Below are 19,300 nucleotides of genomic sequence, written 5' to 3' on the forward strand. Positions count from 1 at the left end.
GCTTTAATGCTGTCACGACCGGTCTTATCCATACGAAGGTATAAATCAAACGTACGCTGGCCTTCTAGAACACTCGATACACTCACCCCATTTAAAAGCACCTGGACGTCTTCAGAAATCTGCCCCACATTTACGCCATAACGTGTCGCTTTTTCACGGTCAATTTTTATAATAACTTGCGGCACATTAATTTGCTGCTCTTTGTTGACATCGACAACACCTGGAACGGATTTTAAGACGGCTTCTAAAGAGCGTCCCAACTCATTTAACGTGGATAAATTATCACCAAATAGCTTCACTGCCACCTGCGCACGAACCCCGGATAGTACCTCATCCATGCGATGAGCAATAAATTGCCCGACATTAAACACAGTCCCTGGAATATTGGCTAAATCAGCGCGAATACGTCGTAATAATTCATCTGGAGGCATGGATTTATCTTTATCAAAATCAAGACGCACATCAAATTCACTGACATTGGGGGGCAATGCATCTTCATCAAGCTCGCTTCGTCCAGCACGTTGGGAAATAGAGATAACTTGGGGGTAGCGCAGTAAGGTTTTTTGCACCTGTTGTCCTAAGCGCATTGATTCTTCTAACGACGTGCCAGGCAAGGTACTCATGGCCACTATGAAATTTCCCTCATGAAACTCCGGTAAAAAAGAAGTACCAAAAAAGGGAAGTAAGGCTAAGGCAAACAAAAAAGCGGCCAGTGCGATGGCAACCACCGTTTTAAGGTGTGCTAAAGACCAGTGTAATGCAATTAAAAAATAACGCTTAAGCCCCACTACAAAACGTGTTTCAGACTCAGCCTCCTGCCCATCCTTTTGCTCTAATCCGTAGTGACGCTCTCGCTGAGACAATGCATGCAAACTCACCTCAGTATCGCGTTTGTTTTTTCCTGACCTCGAACCAATAAGAGATAACAAAGAGCAGGTACCATGGTAATGGACACCACTAGTGAGCCCAAGACAGAAGCAATATATGCAATGGCTAAAGGACTAAAAATGCGCTCAGCAATTCCTGACAGAAAGAAAATGGGCAGAAAGACGAGACTAATAATAATGGTGGCATAAACGACTGAGCTTCGTATCTCCAGAACAGCGTCAAAAACGACTTCAATGGCAGGTAGGTGGGATGAGCATTCTTGCGGTTTACTCTTAATCGGTGCACCACATTTTCTACGGTGATGATGCCATCATCCACCACCTCCCCAATGGCAATGGCCATCCCACCTAGCGTCATCGAGTTAATACCAATGCCAAAATAGTGCAACACCAATAAACCAATGACAAAGGATACAGGCATGGAAAGAAACGTAATGAATGAAGCCCTCCAATTCATTAAAAACACAAATAATATGGCAATAACAATAATGGCGCCCTCTAAAAGGGCACGGGTTAAATTATGAATTGCAGATTCAATAAAATTGGCTTGACGAAAGACCTCGGTATTTAACTCAACCCCTGCGGGAAGTGTTTTTTTAATGTGTTCTAATGCCTCCTCCACTTTGGCGGTCGTTGTCACCGTATCGGCACCAAATGCTTTAGAAATAGTGCCAATCACCGCAGGCTTCCCATTATACGCACCATCTCCGCGCTTAATTTCCCCACCAAAGGCGACTATTGCCACGTTATTGATAGTGATTGGAACCCCTTTTCGTACGGTAATGGCGGTTTTTTTAATATCCTCCAAGGATTGGATTCGTCCCATCGTCCCTACAACAAGCTCGCTACCTGCTTGGTGAACAAAGGCACCAGGCACATTTTGGTTGGCTGTTGTTAACGCTTGCCGTACCTCTTCAATGGTAATAGCATACGCAAGCATCCGTTCAGGAATTAAACGCACCTGGTATTGTTTCACCTCGCCACCAATTGACACCACAGAAGCGACCCCGCCTAACGCCAAAATCCTGGGTCTAATTGTCCAATCCGCAATCGTACGTAATGTTTCAGGACTTTGTGTATCACTGATTAACGCATATTTTACAAGCCAGCCAACAGCTGAGGTAACAGGGAGCATCACGGGTGGATTTACGCCTGGGGGAAGTCTGTTGCTCACTTGTTGAATACGCTCATTAACGAGTTGCCGATTTCGATAAATATCAGTTTTATCATCAAAAACCACCGTAATCGTTGATAAACCAACGGAGGTTTTAGAACGTACACTAGCAACCCCTGGCGTGCCATTAATGGCACTTTCCAATGGATAGGTAATCAGCGTTTCAATATCTTGGGTTGCCATGCCAGGCGCTTCGGTTTGTACAACAACTTGCGGTGGAGCAAACTCCGGAAATACATCCACCGGCATTTGTTTTAAGGTGTAACCACCCAAAAGACAAAGAACAAGCGTTAAGGCTAAAATCAAAAGACGATTATGGATTGACCAAGCAATTAATCGAGTAAACATTAGTGGGACTCCTTCTCACCCTTTTTCTGGGTGCCGCCACCGCTTAAGGATAAAGTATATAATTGGCGATTTCCTTGAGTCACCACCTCATCACCCGGTACCAAACCCTCTTTAATTTCGGTGTACTTCTCATCACGAGCGCCAATACTGATTACCGTTCGGTCATAAGCTTTGCCATTCTTTACAAAAACAAAAGTAGCATTGTCGATTTCAAGTACGGCGTTATTAGGTATAGTGAGTGCCGCTTGGGTAAACCGTAATACCACATTGGCACGCACAAACATACCAGGCTTTAGTAGTCCTTCTTTATTATCCAGCCCGATTTGTACGTTCACACTGCGCGTTAAGGGATCTAAATTGGGTTCGATCAGTGTTATTTTTCCTGGAAAAACCCGTTTTGGATAGCTTAAAACATGTACATTGACGTCTTGGCTTACTTTAATTTTACCTAAATCTTCTTCATACACTTGGGCAATGGCCAACAATTGCGTACGGTTACTGATGTGAAACAAAACGGTATTAGGTTCTACTGCTTGTCCTAAATTGACATTGCGTGCATCAATAACACCCGATATGGGCGCTTTTACCGCCACACTGGGTGGAGGATCGCCAATTAAACGAGATTGTACCGTGGCCAAGACCTGTCCTTTGGTCACTGTATCACCTAGATTGGCCACCAGTTCAGTCACGGCACCACTAATGCGTACACTGACATCGGCTTGTGCGTTGGGTAACAATTGGATTTGACCATTTAATGTCAAATACTCACCCATAGGACGAGCAGAAGCTTGAGACACCTCAATGTCCAGCATCTTTGTTTGCTCGGGCGTCAGCGTAACAGTCTGTGCAGGACCCGATTCATTCACTTCAATTTCGTCTCCATGAGCTATCAGGCATGAGGAATGAAAGAGCGCGCCCAGCAAAAAAAGTAACCCTAACCTTTGACAGATACGATGAGGTGGATGAATCATTTGGTCACTTCCTTGGTTGGGGATAAATAAGAACAGAATCCGCTTGAATGCGGTGCTCCAATAGCGGTACATAAGGCGACATAGGATTGAAAATACTGCCCCACGGTCGTTAAGTAGGCCATTTGCACCTCGTTTTGTTGCCGTTGGACTTGTAAGACGTTAAGAAAAGACACTTGCCCATTTTGGTAGGCTTCACGGGCAAGTGTCACATTCTCAAGTCCTAAACGAAGAGAGGTTCCTTGCGTTTGTACCACACTTGTTTTAAGTGCATTAAGTTGACCGTAATTGCTGGCGACTTCTGTTTCAATAGTAAGATTTAAGGCATCAATGGACATCATTGCCTGGGTGCCTGTTGCACTTGTTTCTAAAATTCTTCCCTGGTTACGATTCAATAGCGGCAGTGGAATCGATAACGAAATACCTAAGGTGCGGTCTGCTTGTTGGGGAGGCGCTCCTTCCACCACAATTTTATCTTGCGCTACCCCAACACCTACATTCCAATCGGCAAAGCGTTCAGATTGTGCCAGGCGTCTATCAGCCATTGCACGTTGGCCTGTGAGAAATAAACTGCGTCTGTCCGGACGATGATTCAAGGCGTACTGGGTAAGTACTCCTAAAGGAGGAATATTTTTTTCTATCTTAATGGATTTTTGAACTGGCAACGGTGTATTAGGGCCTTGTCCTATAAGTTGATTTAAGAGTGCGTATTGGCTTATCAACTGACTTTTTAAAAGTTGTTTTTCTTGTTTAATGCGCGCGTATTCGATGCGAGCAGAGTTATCATCCAATTTAGAAATTTCGGCAGCATGATAACGGTTATGAATGACACGCACCAATTCCTGATTAATGCTTTGTAGATAATTAAGTTGTTGCATGCGATTTTCGGCAACTACCACTGCATAATAGGCATTCGCGACTTTTGCACTGAGTAGGCGTGTAGCCTCAAAAACCTCAGCTTGTGCGCGAACAATATCGATACGCGCGATGGTTTTTTGCTTCGCTATACGGCCGGAGATGGGAAAAGCTTGGTTAAAATTGATGCTTCGAGTATATTCGCCCTCGTTATTAAATAACCTATCATCATTATTATTTAAATTTAAAGTCGGATTAGACCATAAACCTGCTTGAATCAGACGAGCCTCGGCAATTGCAATGGCGAAACGCGCTGCTTTTAAATCTTTGTTGTGTTGAATAGCCAACTGTGCGAGCTCTTTTAGACCTAAAGGAGGCTTGGCATACACGAGGACTGGCATTAGCGCCATAATGCCCACCACCAAATACTTCAAGCCCCAGTTTTGTTTCATCATGATGTATACTCTGTCCCTAACTTACATTGGTTTTTTATATAGGTATTCTTATTCTATCATGCCAGTTTATGACGCAAACGCAAAGCATTGATAATCACCGATACAGGAGCTTAGCGCCATAGCAGCACCGGCAATCATTGGGTTAAGTAATAAGCCTGTGAGAGGATAAAAAACGCCTGCCGCGACCGGGACACCCAATGCATTATAAATAGAGGCAAAAAAGACATTTTGATGGATGTTTTTTACCGTACGCACTGAGAGCTCATAGGCTTCCAAAAGCTTATTTAAATCGCCTGATAACAACGTCATACCGGCACTTTCAATCGCCACATCACTTCCGGTTCCCATCGCAATACCAATGTCTGCTTTGGCCAATGCAATCGCATCATTAACGCCATCACCAATCATTGCGACCACAAGCCCTTTTTGTTGTAGTTCGCGAATCACATTGTTTTTTTCATCTGGCAATACTTCAGCAATCACATCCGTAACACCTACTTGTAGGGCTATTGCTTTGGCAGTGAGGTAAAAAAGGATTTTTTGATGTTAGGAAAAGATCTTTTAATTCACAGTGTTAGAGCTAGACCTACGAAATCTGTAATTCGCTTGCCGAAACCCCATGTAGGAACCATCCGCATGAAGTACGCCTGTCAGTATGTTGAGCGCTACTGGAAAACCGGACAACGTGAATTATTTGATGTACTCTATCATCAGGCAGTAAGTACTATTAAAGAAACCATCACTTATATTGAGGGCTGGCTGCAAAGGAATACTCCATGAATAAAAAACTGTTTCATACACTGGAGCGTGAGTGTTTAATTTATTTATCCAAAAAAGAGGTGACTCTGGAACAGCTTCGCCCGCTAATTAATGAATTTCTTTCCACACAACCAGAGCATCTACTGTTAATCCTGGCCAAAGAAGAACAAACAACTGATGCAGTCAGTGAGGTAATAGCGCATCAATACAACGATACCCGGGATATTTTAATCCATCGGGTGATAAACCACCTTAACAACCTTCTTTATGAAACCATCAAAACTTATTATTTCCAGAATAAATGTTAATTAACGTGAGCTGCGCTTTGTCAAAGGAGAATACAGTGATAAGGGAATCACCAGGGTTATCCGATACAGACCTTTTGTTTCTAAATAATTCCAGCAGGCTCTCCTTATGTGAATACGCTCAATAATGGGTAATTCATCAAATAACAGCTTGGAACCATGAACAACAGTCTCAAGAATATCAATACTGCCATGATACCTGTCCTGCCAATGCGCATTATTCTCAGGTAAATAATAGTCAAAGTGAATCCGGGCTTCATAGGCGTTTAAAATAATTGATGTAATGCAATATTGAGCCATATCACCCTTCAATTTTTTTTAACATAAAAAATGGAACAGTCAACCCACTTAAGCTTTAAGAAGATTATGGATTGACGTCTCCTCTCCTTTGACAAGAGCCATCAAGAATCCGCTGATGCCTGCCGAATTTCCTTCTTTAACTGTTCCTGTTTTTTTAAATAGATTTCCTGCCTGTTTATAGTCACGTGTTTAGGCGCATCAATTCCCAGTTTAAAATTTCCAGGCTCATGAGTTTTAAAAGGGGTAATCACTATTTTTTGATTGCCCTCCAGAGTAATAATTAAATCGGATTCAAAGGCTACGGGTCTTATTTCCATGATATTTTCTCTTTTTATATCAAAATAATTGCTGCAAAAAAGCATTCATTGATGGTTTTCCCTGTACAACCATTTTAATCTGAAGACCGCGTCTGTTCAAAGACTGTCTTCAAAGTAAAATAATCGGCACTTATAGTACGGCTATCAATGCAGCCCCAGGGGTAGGTTCAGGCAAAAATGGAGGTTCTTTTTTTATTGCATAAAACCCAGTAATGCTTGGCTTAACACCATCAAATGATTCCTGCACCTCTTCGGGTTGAACCACATCAATTTGTTCCAGGCGAATAATCTGTTGTTCCTGCCTGTCTAAAAGCTTGCGATACCTCTGATTACTTTCTGCTAATTGTTTTGTAACTACAGAGAGTTTACGTTCGGCATCACATATTCGGTCTGCTATCTCAACAAAGCTTTTCTCTTTATTAGTTAAAAAGTCCTCTAATCTTTTTAAAAAAGCAGCTCGCTGTTCTTTGTCTTGAATAACCATGCTAGAGAAGGTTTCAACTGTTCCACTTAAGACAAGTCCAACAGCTCTCGCCTGTTCAACCTCTTTACCCATTTTCACTTTAATATCATCAAGTTCTTTTATTTTATCAGATAATTGATTTTGATTTTCTTTATACGCCTGAACAACCTGTTCTAATTGTTTTTGAGTGTTCTCTAAAACTTGAGACTGCTCCTCTATAGAGCCTTTAAGCTTTGTGGCAGACTGTTCAAGATCAACCTGAGTGGCACGAAGTTTTTTTTCGGTAACAGTCAGCTCAATGATATCTGATTTTAATGTGTTAATCTGCTCACAAAATTGATCAACATTTTGGGTTAGTCGCACATTTTCCTTCTGGAATGCATCGACTTCAATGGCCAGTTGTTCGCGTAAAAGCTCTAAAGTTGAAATAACCGAATCCAGCAGATCCACAAGACTTGAAATTCCTGCTTTTAAATTTTCGATATTGTCTGTATTTTGACTCTGATGATTTTCAAGAAGGATGTGGCTTACCGTATAAATAATTCCAGTAACAATACTGAGCGTAATAAGGGCTGCAAGATTTGCCATGATGCCAATCATCAAAAGAGGTATGGTGAGCACTACACCTGCGGTAATTTTTTGCCATAAAGGGATTTCATTCCAGAAACTGGCAGCACGAGACAGCCAACTAGGATTGTTATTCATTGATTAAATCAGTTTATTAAGATCTGCTTTAATTTTTTGTATTTTATTTTGAGTAATTACCATCTTTTCAAAACGTTCTTTATCTTTTTTTGTTTTCTGAGTGAGATTGTCCTGCTCTATGTTCTCTGACTGATTAAGGTCAGAAGCCAACTCAAGTTCCAATTTTTGATACGCCATGATTCTTCCTTACAACGAATGGGTCATCCACTTTTTTAAAATAGAAATTATGTCACATGATTATCAGGTTAAGCTTAAAATAAGCATGGTGACTGGAAACCTATAATTATTGAGTTAATTACCAGTACCTTTTTTACGTATTGGATTGCGGTGTATCTGCGGTTTTTGAGGCAATGTATAAAAACCCTGAAAATAAGGTCTTAAGGTTGCTCATTGAGAGGGAAAATTGATTTTTAATATTCAGAATGTTACTCATTACCACGTTTCCTTAATTTGGTTTGAAACAACAATCAACCGAGCGCTTTTCCTGGAACGGTTAAATCTTGATCATTCTATCGAATAAATTGTGTTCAGTCATTCTTTTTTTAGTAACTCACTATTCTTGATGATATTGCAGGCTTAAGGTTATCTGAATGGATGTTTTTTAGGATCCCACCAACCACCAATAGGTTCGTTTTCATCAAAATACTCATGCACTTTATTAAAGGAATATTTAGATAATTGTTCATATTCTGATTGGGGTAACAGCATATAGTCTTCTTCATCATCGATAATAGAGTTCAGCATCACTCCGACCAGGTGGCATCCATGCCATTTTGCACGGGTAGCTCGATTTTTTCTTTTGGTGTTTTTATGACAACGTGCGGCAAAGGACTTTACTTCATCGTTCAAGAAGGCATCAAGGTAATGGAAGGTTTTATAAGCCAGCTGAACATGGTTTGGGTGGCCTGCAAACACGGTAGGTTGTCTATTTCCTGCGGTGATGGATTGAGTAGTGCAGCCAAAGATGTATCCTAAAAGAAAAATCAGTTCATCTGCGTAATCATCCATAGTCAGATTGCCTACGTTAAACCCCTTACTGATGGCAAAGAGTTCAGGATTAAACTTTTGAGAAAAGAGCTTTTTATTTAAGAGTTCCTGACGGATTGAAAGTAGATGTTGTCCAATCTGGTGGCAATTGTCTTCGGTGAGGTAATAATTAATCGTTTTATTAAAGGTGTCCAGCAGTTCTTCATCTGGCTTTTTAATAGTAAGACGCTCAATATATTTGCGGTATTTTTTATAGGAGTCATTGGTTCTAAAATCATAGCCTTCGGGTTTACGTGGCCATTCACGTACTTCTTCAAAATCAAATAAATCAAACTCACTGTCTGACTCTTCCTCATCAGATGACTCAATCAGCTCATCACTAAACAAGGAAATGACATTGGTGTTGCCAGGGGTTACCGGTGTCATCACGGAGCTTTGCGAACCTGTTGGTTTTGGAGTGATGTTAAGAGGTTTTAATGTGGCCGTGTTCAAAGTGTTTATTAATGGTCTAATTGATTCATTATCATGATCTTGCAGTAAGGTACAGCCATTAATAATCACCTGTGAGAAGCTGATATTTTTTTTATGTGCAAGGTCTTTTAATACGTTATAGGCATCATCACTGATGGTAACGGTACGCAGGGTTTTCTCTACCAGATACTTTTTTTGATTCAAAGCGCGATAACAGCGACTAAAGGCTTGAGAGTCTACGAATTCATCAAGCCATAATTGAAACAGGTGTACCGTTTCGTTATCCTCTGCTGTGTTTTTGAGTTCAGCAAAGGCCTGAATTGCCTGTATTCTCACTGAATTCTTCGTCTCCTCACTCATGAATCGATTATTTTGAATGGCACGTTCAAAATAGTGATAACAGGATACATAATCATCCAGCGATACTTTGCGTTTTTTATTGGCCATATTTCATTAAACTCTATTATTGATGCCAGTTTATTAATAACCATTGAATTTATCAATAGCTGATACATTTAATATTTTTAACTTAAGTTTTACATCTGTTTGTATTTACCATCTGTTGATACATTTCTTTCATCAATTACTTTTTAAATTAACTATTGCTCTCATTGAGTACACTTTCGCCTTGTTCTTAAGTCCTTATCGGATCTATCTTAATGCAATCCATTCACTTGTTTATCCTGTTAGGACTCGCGAACAGAATCACATGAACTCACGATATTCTGCGAATGAACTCACGCTATTTTGCGAATGGAATTCGATAAAAAAATTATGAACTCACGTTATTTTGCGAACGTATTTTTTTGAACTCACGCTATTCTGCAAATGGATTTGAGCCATATAATATAAACGATCCTTTATTTTTGCTTAATGCAGCCAATGAATATCAAAAGCAAAACTGATTTATTTAAATAAAAATAACTAGGACAATATTGGTTTACATTGAAAGGAATAATTTTTGGCTAAAGTTTATAATGCCTAAGCCATTAACCTTGATTCCTAAGTCTGCTAAAAACTATAAAAATAGGTTTTCATTGAGTTTATTCGAAAACTTATGAATTTAGTACGTTTAATAATTTTTTACATTTTTTTTGTAAAAATCCATTTGCAAAATAATTCAAGCAGAGCCCAATCTGTTTTCAGGTTCTAACATGTATGGTAAAAATACGCCATCAGCGTGGCTATCGTCTAAAAGCTCTATGGTGTGAGAATAACCTCTTCCTTCACACTCTGCTCCTTCTTTTAATAGCCAATAATTACACTAATAATAAAGCTAATGTAAAAAAAGAGGAAAAGCCAAGACATAGATTAATTCAAAATAATTGTCATAGCATCTGTCCAAACCATTCTTCTCAAATAACAACCTATCAACTTGGCTTTATCTTTTAATACCTAATTATTAACAGTATCATTTAAAAAACCATATTAAATGATCATTAATTTTTCATGTCCGTTTTAAATACACTTTGATAGTGCTTAATAAAACGATATTAACTTGCCAAGCTTTACCATTAACTGGAGTCCAATCGTTGCCTAAAAATAAAATTTAGAGGTCGATTTTTTTTGTATTTCAGTAATATTAAGCAAAAACGGGCTCTACACTACCCATACAAAACAAGAATCTTGTTATGTTTCACACATACTTATCCACTGTTTTTATGGATAACCTCATTTATTTCATTCATGAAGTTAACAATCCAATCAACCTCATCAGGAGAGTTAACTTCAATAACAACCTTACCTTTACCTTCCTGATTTACTTTCACGGATACATTTGTTGCAAATTTTTGCGACAGTTGATGACTCCAATCCCCACATTTTTCATGATATTTTTGGATTGGCATATTCTTTTTATTGTTCTCATTTCGTTCTAATTTAAATGTATTTGACAACTCTTCCGCTTCTCTGACACTCAGTTTCCTCTCTTTAATTAAACATGCAACTAGATATTGTTGCTCTGAATCAAGTGTCAAAAGAGTACGTGCATGACCCATGTCAATGCTCCCCTCTTCCAGCATCAATCTAACGCGAGAATCAAGAGTCAACAAACGCAAAGTATTTGTTACAGATGCACGTGATCTCCCCAACATATTTGCAATCTCTTCATGAGTCATTTGAAATTCTTCACGAAATCTAGAAAAAGCTATCGCTTCTTCGATAGGATTTAAATCTTCTCGTTGAATATTTTCAATTACAGAAAATGCCAAGGCAACCTTATCTTCAATATTTCTAATAATTGCTGGAACATAGGATAGTCCCGCTATTGTCGCAGCACGCCATCTGCGTTCACCAGCAATAATCTCATATTTTTCTTCAGCTACTCGTCTAACGATTAATGGCTGAATGATCCCCTGCGCTAGGATTGAATCGGACAATTCAGCTAAGATCGACTCATTGAACTGTTTTCTAGGCTGAAATCTTCCTGGGCTTAATAGATCTACAGCCAATTGAACTATGTTCTCATTTTGAATGACCGCAGAATCCGTAAGTAACTGACCTATACTTCTTAGTGATTTTAGTCCTTTAAGCTCTAGCGTTGACACAGATAGCTCCCCTCAAATGATCCCTGCAAACGTCTCGCCCTACCTGTAAACGTCGCAACCTGGTTGATTCTATTTCCTGTAAACGTCGCTTCATTCCCTGTAAACGGCTCACCACTCCCCGTAAACGTCCCCACTACTTCCCGTAAACGTCGCATCACCACCCTTTTAATACCCTAAATTACTAGTCTTTCGAGATTCTAAACAACATCTATTAAAATCTCTTAAAAAATTAAAACACGTTGTGTTTCTTGAGTAAATAGAAATTTCATAAAAACATTGCATTTACATGAAATCAGAGATAAATTATAAAAAATATGAAAATTATCAATTTTGATAAAAAGGAAATCATGATCGATCCACAAATCATTACATACGGCACTGATAATCCAGAACAATTAATGAATAAATTTTACCAGGCTGGTAACGAAATGCTATTAGCACTGAGAAATTTTGTGATTAATCCTGAAAAAAGAAAAAAACCAAGAACGTGGGGCTCAATCGAAGCAGCTAAAATGGTAAAAGTATCTGATCCAACTTTTAGAAAGCTTTTGGAATCATCTGATGATATACCAGGCATTGTAATTGAAGATTCAGAGAATGGAAGAAAAACTAAAAAATATACTCTAGCTGCTATTAATTCGTTACGAGACAAAGCTGGAACACGATATAAAAGACCGAAGGGTTCTAAAGGTTTAACAATAGCTGTATCTAATTTAAAAGGTGGGGTTGGAAAAACAGAAACAACTGTTGATTTAGGTAAAAAAATCGCTATTGAAGGATTAAAAGTTCTTTTATTAGATTTTGATGCTCAAGGAACTGCTACTTTAATTAGCTCAGGATTGATCCCTGATCTTGAGTTGCAATATGAAGACACTATAACCAATGTATTAATATCAAACCCAAATAACATCAAGAATGTTATATTAAAAACACACTTTGATGGTTTCGACATCATTCCAGCAAATTTAGCTATACAAGATTGTGATTTGATCCTGCCTAATGAAAAGGAGAACAATCACGAACGGCTAGGCTCTCCTTTTATTCGATTAACTGAAGCATTAAAAATAATTAAAAATGACTATGATGTGATCCTAATTGATTGTGGCCCGAACCTTGGGTTACTAACTCTTAATGCCATTATTGCCTGTGATGGAATTATTATACCTATTCCCCCCAGCATGAATGACTACTCTAGTTTTATTATGTATACCGCTACATTAAGGAATATGTTTAAAGAATTATCCTCTAAAAAACTGGAATATTTGCGTATTTTAATTTCCAAACATAGTGGCAGCAATGAAGCGTTACAAATGGAAAACATGATGCGTGAACAATTTGGGAGATACATTCTTACAAATCATATGTGTGAAACTGTAGAAGTTGCAAAAGCAGCCAATGAAATTGGGACAATTTATGACGTATCAAAACCAAGAGGTAGTCGTGAAGCTTATCGTAGAGCCTTACAACATTTAGATGATGTTAATCTCGAAATCATCAATAATTTTAAAGATATATGGGAAAAGCAATCTAAAACATTCCTAATGGTCGGAGATAATCATGGATAATAGTAAACGAAATATTCATAACTCAGGTCCATTAGGTATGCTAATGAAGAGCGGTCAAATAAAAAAAATTGAGCCATCAGAAGAACTAATCCCACAACAAAATAATCAGAAAACATCGGCGTCTTATTTTAAAACACAATCTGGAATTGAGTTTTCTGAACAGGAATTAATTTATGTTAATCCTGAAGAGTGTGAACCATGGAAGTATGCTAATCGACAAGAGGGTGAATTAGGCGATATTGATGGTTTAATTGATTCTATTAAAGCACACAAACAGTTGCAACCAGCGCTTATTAGAAATCACCCTGCCCCACATGGAAAAATTAAGTATGAGGTAATCTTCGGTCGTAGACGACACATAGCATGCTTAAAGCTTGGAATACCTTTTCTTGCAATTCGTAAAGATATTTCTAATATACAAGATGCTATTGCCTCACAAGATGCTGAAAATAAGTTAAGAAATGACGTTAGTAATTATTCTAATGCCCTGCTTTATAAAAGACTTTTAGATGAGAGCGTTTTTAAAACGGAACGAGAATTGGCAGAAAAATTACGATTGTCATATTCTACTCTAAATGACTTGATGGCATATTCAAAAATACCACATGATATAATTAAAAAAATTCCTGATATTCATTCTTTATCCAAGCAATTAGCCGTAAAGATAGTTCAATTACTCAATAAGTCAGAAAACAATCACCAAAAGATTTTAAATTTTGCTCATCAACTCGGAAAAAGTATTTCCTCTCAAAGTAAATTAGAAAAACGTATGGAAACAAAAATATCCGAATCTAATAATCAATCAGCTATCAGTGAATCTGGAGCAAAATATTATTCAACGACTAATGGTAAGAAACTATTCACACTTAAATCTGATCGTCGTGGATTGCCAACTTTAGTACTTAATAAAGAAATAATAGGGCTATTTAATTTTGATGAGGTATGTCAGCAATTTTCTAAATATTTAGAAGATATATTAATCAAATCCGGATATCCGGATTAAATAATAATCCGGATATCCGGATTATTTACGGTATAGTACGGAGAACTATATGGGTAGTTTGGCGCTGAATAATAATAAGAGCTTAGAGCTTAAAAAACATGTAAATGCCATTCATTGCACAAATAATCTTACATTGGTACAAAGAAAATTATTTAATGCATTATTATTTAATGCATATCCAGAGCTTCCATATAAGCAACAATTTAAAATCAAAGGTAAAGATTTATATAAGCTTATTGGATATAACAGCAAAGACACCGCAAAGCTCAAAGAAGCATTATTTGGATTAATTTCAATTGCTATAGAGTGGAATGTGATTGATTGTTCTACTGGAAAGGAAAAAAAATGGAAAGCCAGCTCAATTTTAGCTTCAGCTGAATTATCTGATGGGCTTTGCACCTATGAATACAGTCAAGTCATGAGAGATCTTTTATATCAACCAGAAATATATGGCCAAATTAATATTGGATTAATATCACAGTTTAAATCAGGTTATGGCCTCGCATTATATGAAAACTGTATCCGTTATAAAGGACTTGCACAAACCCCTTGGTTTCCTTTAGAAGTTTTCAGAAAACTTATGGGGGTATTTGATGGAAAATATCTGGCTTTTAAAGACTTTAAGAAAAGAGTATTAGATATAGGAATAGAAGAGGTTAACAGTATTTCGTCTATTAGAATTTCCCCTGAGATTGATCGCGTCAATCAAAAAGTAACAAGAATACGATTTAAGTTAGAAAAGAATAGCTCAGAGTCCCCGATTAAGTTAAAAGAAATATCTGTGGAAGAAGAATTAAAACGCATACTTCTTGATACATTTGATTTATCACAATCAATGCTAGAAGAAGTTTATTCAAAATATGAACCAGACTATATTCGTGAAAAAGTAGAAATTATCACTCAGTCAGAAAATTTTATTTCAGGGAAAATTAGGGGATTAGCTGGGTATTTAAACGAAGCTCTTAAAAAAGACTACAAACCTAGTAAATCCAGTAAAGTTATTATTAATCAACGTCGAAAAACACAAGAAGCTGAAGAAAAGGCGAAAAAAGAAAAAGAAGAAAGTCAAACTGAGCGATACAGACAATATGTTAACAAAAAAATTAATGCATACCTAGATAACCTCACTGAAAGTGAGCGTAATAGATTAATATACGAATTCGAAGAGTTCATGAAGCTGCAAAGTAGTATTTTAAGAAACTGGTACAAAAAAAATGGGTTAGAACATCCTGCCACAAAAAGCGCTTATTTCAATTTTATTAAAGATAATAGGAAAAATAATATTGGGACTATTATTTCAATGGAGGATTACATTGATTTAGTTAATTAAATAGATAGGTTGCGACATTTACGGGAACTAGAAATAAATCCTAGGGCGAGACGTTTGCAGGAACTACTTCTAATGAATAAAGTCATAATAAGATGGCCTTGATACAATATGCTCATTAGTAATTAAATCAAAAAACCAAAATCTAATAATCAATATCCCTAAAAAAGTTCGGAATCTAAGGGCACTATAAAATAGCATTAGTCAGTTTATGATAAAGATATGGATTATAAAATTGATGAGGAAAAAATTAGAAGAATGATTTATTATGCAGCATAGTACCTATTATCAGATTTGCTTTTTTTTCCATTATGGATTTTAAAGCGGCTTATTACTGTTGTGGATATAAAATATAAAGATCAGCCATGGGTTGACACCAAAGCTGTAACGTAGAGGAATTACTGTATGACAATTACTGATGTAATACCAGCATGTTTTTACCATCCAATAAAAGTTATTTTTTTAGATGATAGCCGTGATTTTTTAGATGCGTTAGATCTAGAGTTTGGTACTCGGATTAATATGCTCACACTTACATGTCCAGATACAACATTGCAGGAGATTGACAATTATTGTCAAGATATTACCCCTACGATTTTTACATTTGAGAATAATGTTAATGTCGACACTACCTCTGATCGTGTTATTGGAGTTGATGTAGGCAATATATTAAACCAAATTTATGATAAAAAACGGTTTAACAATGTGTCTGTATTAGTTGTTGACTATGAAATGCCAGATGTTAACGGAATAGATTTTTGCAAAAAAATTCAAGAAAGAAAAATTTTTAAAATTATGCTTACTGCTGAAGCAGATAAGGATACAGCAATTAAAGCATTTAATAGCGGACTGATTGATAAGTTTATACTTAAAACAAGTGAAGAATTATATTCTGAAATTACAAAAGCGGTGCATGAATTAACCCAGTGGTATTTTAGAGAGTTATCATGGAATATCATTAGTGGGCATAGTGCATCCATTAAGGCACTGTTTAACAATAAACTATATCAGCAATTATTTGCTGATGTTGTAAGACAAGCACAAGCTGTTGAATATTATCTGGTTGATCATTCAGGGAGTATTCTATTTCTTGATAAAGACGCCAACCCTACTTGGTTTATGGTCAGACACGTTAAAGATTTATCAGATCAATTGGACTTACTGAAAGGGTATGATTTACCAGAACAGATTATGGATTCAGTTGCTAAAAAAGAAAAAATATTGTTCCTGTTGTCTGAGAAAGAATATAAAAAGCCTGTAGAGGAATGGGTTAAATATTTGTTTGAGTCGAAAAAATTAGATGATAATTATTACTACAGCATTATCCAGGGTAATATTACCGATTCTATAGACTGGAATCGGGTAGTTTCTTATTCTGAATACACAGTTGATGCAAATGGAAGGGGGTAACTATTCATTTAGAAGAGGTTGAAAATTGCCACTTGCTCCCGAATTGTACTCATGGGATAGAAAATCATGTTTTAATTTATCTTTCTCAGTAGTCTTTAAGTTATGTTTTCATGTGTTAATAGAAAAGGCGGCTCTTTTCCTACGACTGTTTTAAGCCAGGGTATATGACTAAACCGATCTTTAGAGTGTCCAGTGGCAAGATGAATTTCGATAAATCCTTTATCAAAGAGGTGTTTTGCGCAGAGTTCACCTCTGATATTGTTTCCCAGGTCAGAGTCGATATAAATGACAGTTTTTTTATTGTACTTATCTATCTCATTAATAAATTCATCAAATGAAGAGTACGTTGCAATATTTTTTCCTGCATCCTCAGCTGCGAAGGCCCAGGTCATACGCATCATTTCATCATCATCAATGAAAACCAGGTTGCATGTATGTTCAGGTTTTGGCATCTGAATAATTTTAATATATGGAACATAGGACTTTGGTATGATTTTAACACCCATACTTTGGCACCGAGTACGTATGGCAATCTCTTCGAAACAGCTGGTGACCAAAATAGCCTTGTCATTTAATTGAAGCTCTTCTATAACATCTAAACCATTTTTAATATCTGCAAGAAGCTCATAATCAACTAAATATAATATTGGCATTAATTGATCAATTTTATACCGTATTAGTTCAGATGCATTATAAAGGTGAATTAACTTAACGTGAGAAACAGCTGCAAATCGCTCATTCCATGCATCATGGATGGAGGGATCATCATCTAACACTACAATCACAGAATCGTGTTTAATATTCATTGAGTCGCAGAACCAGCCAGGATTGTTAGATCGAACTAAATTAATGGTAATTTTTGTACCAATTTTTTCTTCAGAATGAATGCGCATGGTACCGTTAATTTGTTCTAAATAGTGCTTTGTATAAGATAGACCATAACCAGCACCATTTTTTTTATTAAAGCTGAATCCTTGTTCTGTAACCTTGGGCAAAATATCAGGAGGAATACCACATCCATTGTCTTCAATAATTAGCTCTATATGAGTAGTATCACATGATAAAGAGATAATGACTGAACCATTAGAATTAACTGCTTCAATGCTGTTGTTAATAAGATTAGAGAGTACACGTTTGAATGAGCCAATATTAATAGTAGAAAAACAATTATATGAGCAGTCTGCCACATTGAGGGTGATATTGACATTAGCTCTATGATATTCGTAACGTTTTTCTGCAACAATATTATCTAAAACTACAAATATTAATTCTGGAGAATCATTTTTACCTACGTTGCTTTCGGGTGAATCATAAAAATTATTTTTTGACTGTAACAGTAGATTATTAGCAATATCATTGATTCTTTTCGCTGCATTTCTAATTATAATACGTTTGTTTTCAGCAATTGATGTGACATCAGATAACACTGTGTTTATTGCCGCTAATGGTGAACGTATATCGTGGGCTACCTGGGCGGTTAAATCAAGTAAAGCTTGTTGGGCTTGCTCCTTTTGCTCTTTGACCTCAAAGGCATTGACAATGAAGTTTTGTAAGAAAATAAATTCCTGAGTCGAAAAATTATCATCAATTTTGCTTTTGCCATTTTTTAACATCAAGGCTTCAACATTAGCAGTGAGTTTTTTAAATGGCGACTCAAAGCGTTTCCCCATATAAATAGATAAAATCACTACAATGACAGAATACATCATCACAAAAAGTGGTAAGGCTAAGAATAATTGTGTATTAATCGCAGAAAAAAGATAAGCAATGATGAAGAATAGTAAAAAGCTTAAAATAGAAGTTCCAAAAGACCAAAATGCCAATCTATTTTTGATGGTATTGGTTCGACTAAACCACTCCTTAATGGAATAGATTTTATTTTTATGGATAACAAAAATACCAAATAAAATAAAAATTAAACCTAAAAACCATAATAATTCACCATAATGCAGCAACGTGTTCGTTTGCGATAGAAAGGAATAGTTAACGAAAAAATCCCCTGAGATTAGCGTAACAAAGCCCAATAAGAAAAGTGAGAGACCATTATTTTCTGAATAGATCAAGCATAAGAGTGCGAAGTCAAAAATAATAAACTCACTCATAAAGCTTATGATATGTAAAATACTTGCCCACGATAAATAATTAAATGCGTAATGAATAGAGGAAAAAAATAAAAAGGTGATGAGAAGGTTAATGATAATAAAAAAAGGCAAGGCTTTAAAAAAATCAAATAGACTGAAAATATCTCGAACTAATACCTTGGATAAGAAAATCATGAGTGATGAAATCCAAATAAGATAAGGAATGTAGCCCAAAGAAAAAGTAAAAAAAGAAGTAGATAAAATGTAGTTATTTGGAAAATACACCGCGAAATAAAAAGATAAATCATTTAAAAATAAGCATGCATTGGCCAATAAAAACCATTTTAGGATTTTGCGATCCTCAGAATCTACCC

At 36.7% G+C, this 19,300-nt stretch carries 17 protein-coding genes and 2 pseudogenes; 6 read left to right on the top strand and 13 right to left on the bottom strand.

Annotated elements, in window-relative coordinates; all coding sequences use genetic code 11:
* The 4 genes and pseudogenes from LDG_RS14425 to LDG_RS14440 form a co-directional block, all read right to left on the bottom strand.
* Positions 1-2,409 (bottom strand): annotated as a pseudogene (locus LDG_RS14425) (efflux RND transporter permease subunit); the annotation flags it as partial.
* Positions 2,409-3,380 carry an efflux RND transporter periplasmic adaptor subunit gene (locus LDG_RS14430; protein ID WP_006872157.1) on the bottom strand — a complete coding sequence of 324 codons (972 nt, stop codon included), beginning with the start codon at positions 3,378-3,380 and terminating at the stop codon, positions 2,409-2,411. The gene LDG_RS14430 and the pseudogene LDG_RS14425, both read right to left, overlap by 1 nt.
* On the bottom strand, positions 3,377-4,687 hold the full coding sequence (locus LDG_RS14435) for a TolC family protein (RefSeq protein ID WP_006872158.1): 1,311 nt from the start codon (positions 4,685-4,687) through the stop codon (positions 3,377-3,379). Before LDG_RS14435 ends, LDG_RS14430 begins: the two co-directional genes overlap by 4 nt.
* 56 nt (positions 4,688-4,743) lie before the next feature.
* Positions 4,744-5,209, bottom strand: a pseudogene (locus tag LDG_RS14440) (HAD-IC family P-type ATPase); the annotation flags it as partial.
* A gap of 21 nt (positions 5,210-5,230) precedes the next feature.
* Between LDG_RS14440 and LDG_RS14445 the strand changes: the two are divergent.
* Complete coding sequence (locus LDG_RS14445; RefSeq protein WP_040536087.1) at positions 5,231-5,467, top strand: hypothetical protein; 237 nt, start codon at positions 5,231-5,233, stop codon at positions 5,465-5,467.
* Positions 5,464-5,754, top strand: coding sequence for a hypothetical protein (locus LDG_RS14450; protein ID WP_006872161.1), 291 nt, complete (start codon positions 5,464-5,466; stop codon positions 5,752-5,754). The genes LDG_RS14445 and LDG_RS14450 overlap by 4 nt, the downstream gene beginning before the upstream one ends.
* Here LDG_RS14450 and LDG_RS14455 read toward each other — a convergent pair whose 3' ends face one another.
* The 8 genes from LDG_RS14455 to LDG_RS19740 all read right to left on the bottom strand — a co-directional run bounded on the left by LDG_RS14455 (position 5,755) and on the right by LDG_RS19740 (position 11,695).
* Positions 5,755-6,051, bottom strand: a complete 297-nt coding sequence (locus LDG_RS14455; protein ID WP_006872162.1) for a hypothetical protein — start codon at positions 6,049-6,051, stop codon at positions 5,755-5,757.
* 101 nt (positions 6,052-6,152) lie between these two features.
* On the bottom strand, positions 6,153-6,368 hold the full coding sequence (locus tag LDG_RS14460; RefSeq protein ID WP_040536107.1) for a carbon storage regulator: 216 nt from the start codon (positions 6,366-6,368) through the stop codon (positions 6,153-6,155).
* 130 nt (positions 6,369-6,498) lie between these two features.
* Complete coding sequence (locus tag LDG_RS14465; RefSeq protein ID WP_006872164.1) at positions 6,499-7,536, bottom strand: LegC2/C7 family Dot/Icm T4SS effector; 1,038 nt, start codon at positions 7,534-7,536, stop codon at positions 6,499-6,501.
* A 3-nt stretch (positions 7,537-7,539) separates the two neighbouring features.
* Positions 7,540-7,713, bottom strand: a complete 174-nt coding sequence (locus LDG_RS20385; RefSeq protein ID WP_006872165.1) for a hypothetical protein — start codon at positions 7,711-7,713, stop codon at positions 7,540-7,542.
* Positions 7,714-7,846: 133 nt separating this feature from the next.
* Complete coding sequence (locus LDG_RS20545) at positions 7,847-7,969, bottom strand: hypothetical protein (protein WP_006872166.1); 123 nt, start codon at positions 7,967-7,969, stop codon at positions 7,847-7,849.
* Between the two features lie 149 nt (positions 7,970-8,118).
* On the bottom strand, positions 8,119-9,441 hold the full coding sequence (locus LDG_RS14470; RefSeq protein WP_006872167.1) for a DUF7168 domain-containing protein: 1,323 nt from the start codon (positions 9,439-9,441) through the stop codon (positions 8,119-8,121).
* A gap of 1,199 nt (positions 9,442-10,640) precedes the next feature.
* The gene (locus tag LDG_RS14475; RefSeq protein WP_006872168.1) at positions 10,641-11,540 is read right to left on the bottom strand and encodes a ParB/RepB/Spo0J family partition protein; all 900 of its coding nucleotides are present in this window, start codon (positions 11,538-11,540) and stop codon (positions 10,641-10,643) included.
* Positions 11,528-11,695, bottom strand: coding sequence for a hypothetical protein (locus LDG_RS19740; protein WP_158307889.1), 168 nt, complete (start codon positions 11,693-11,695; stop codon positions 11,528-11,530). Before LDG_RS19740 ends, LDG_RS14475 begins: the two co-directional genes overlap by 13 nt.
* Positions 11,696-11,887: 192 nt before the next feature.
* On the opposite strand from LDG_RS19740, the gene LDG_RS14480 reads away from it, so the two are divergent.
* The 4 genes from LDG_RS14480 to LDG_RS14495 all read left to right on the top strand — a co-directional run bounded on the left by LDG_RS14480 (position 11,888) and on the right by LDG_RS14495 (position 16,845).
* Entirely contained in the window at positions 11,888-13,105 is a 1,218-nt protein-coding gene (locus tag LDG_RS14480) for an AAA family ATPase (protein WP_006872170.1), read from the top strand.
* On the top strand, positions 13,098-14,108 hold the full coding sequence (locus LDG_RS14485; protein ID WP_040536088.1) for a ParB/RepB/Spo0J family partition protein: 1,011 nt from the start codon (positions 13,098-13,100) through the stop codon (positions 14,106-14,108). Before LDG_RS14480 ends, LDG_RS14485 begins: the two co-directional genes overlap by 8 nt.
* A 49-nt stretch (positions 14,109-14,157) precedes the next feature.
* Positions 14,158-15,438, top strand: coding sequence for a replication initiation protein (locus tag LDG_RS14490; RefSeq protein ID WP_006872172.1), 1,281 nt, complete (start codon positions 14,158-14,160; stop codon positions 15,436-15,438).
* A 402-nt stretch (positions 15,439-15,840) separates the two neighbouring features.
* The gene (locus tag LDG_RS14495) at positions 15,841-16,845 is read left to right on the top strand and encodes a response regulator (protein ID WP_006872173.1); all 1,005 of its coding nucleotides are present in this window, start codon (positions 15,841-15,843) and stop codon (positions 16,843-16,845) included.
* A gap of 95 nt (positions 16,846-16,940) precedes the next feature.
* Here LDG_RS14495 and LDG_RS14500 read toward each other — a convergent pair whose 3' ends face one another.
* Positions 16,941-18,800 (bottom strand): sensor histidine kinase, encoded by a 1,860-nt coding sequence (locus LDG_RS14500; protein ID WP_233491564.1) that lies wholly within the window; start codon positions 18,798-18,800, stop codon positions 16,941-16,943.
* Between the last annotated feature and the right edge of the window lie 500 nt (positions 18,801-19,300).

This window comes from Legionella drancourtii LLAP12, assembly GCF_000162755.2.
Lineage (GTDB): Bacteria > Pseudomonadota > Gammaproteobacteria > Legionellales > Legionellaceae > Legionella > Legionella drancourtii.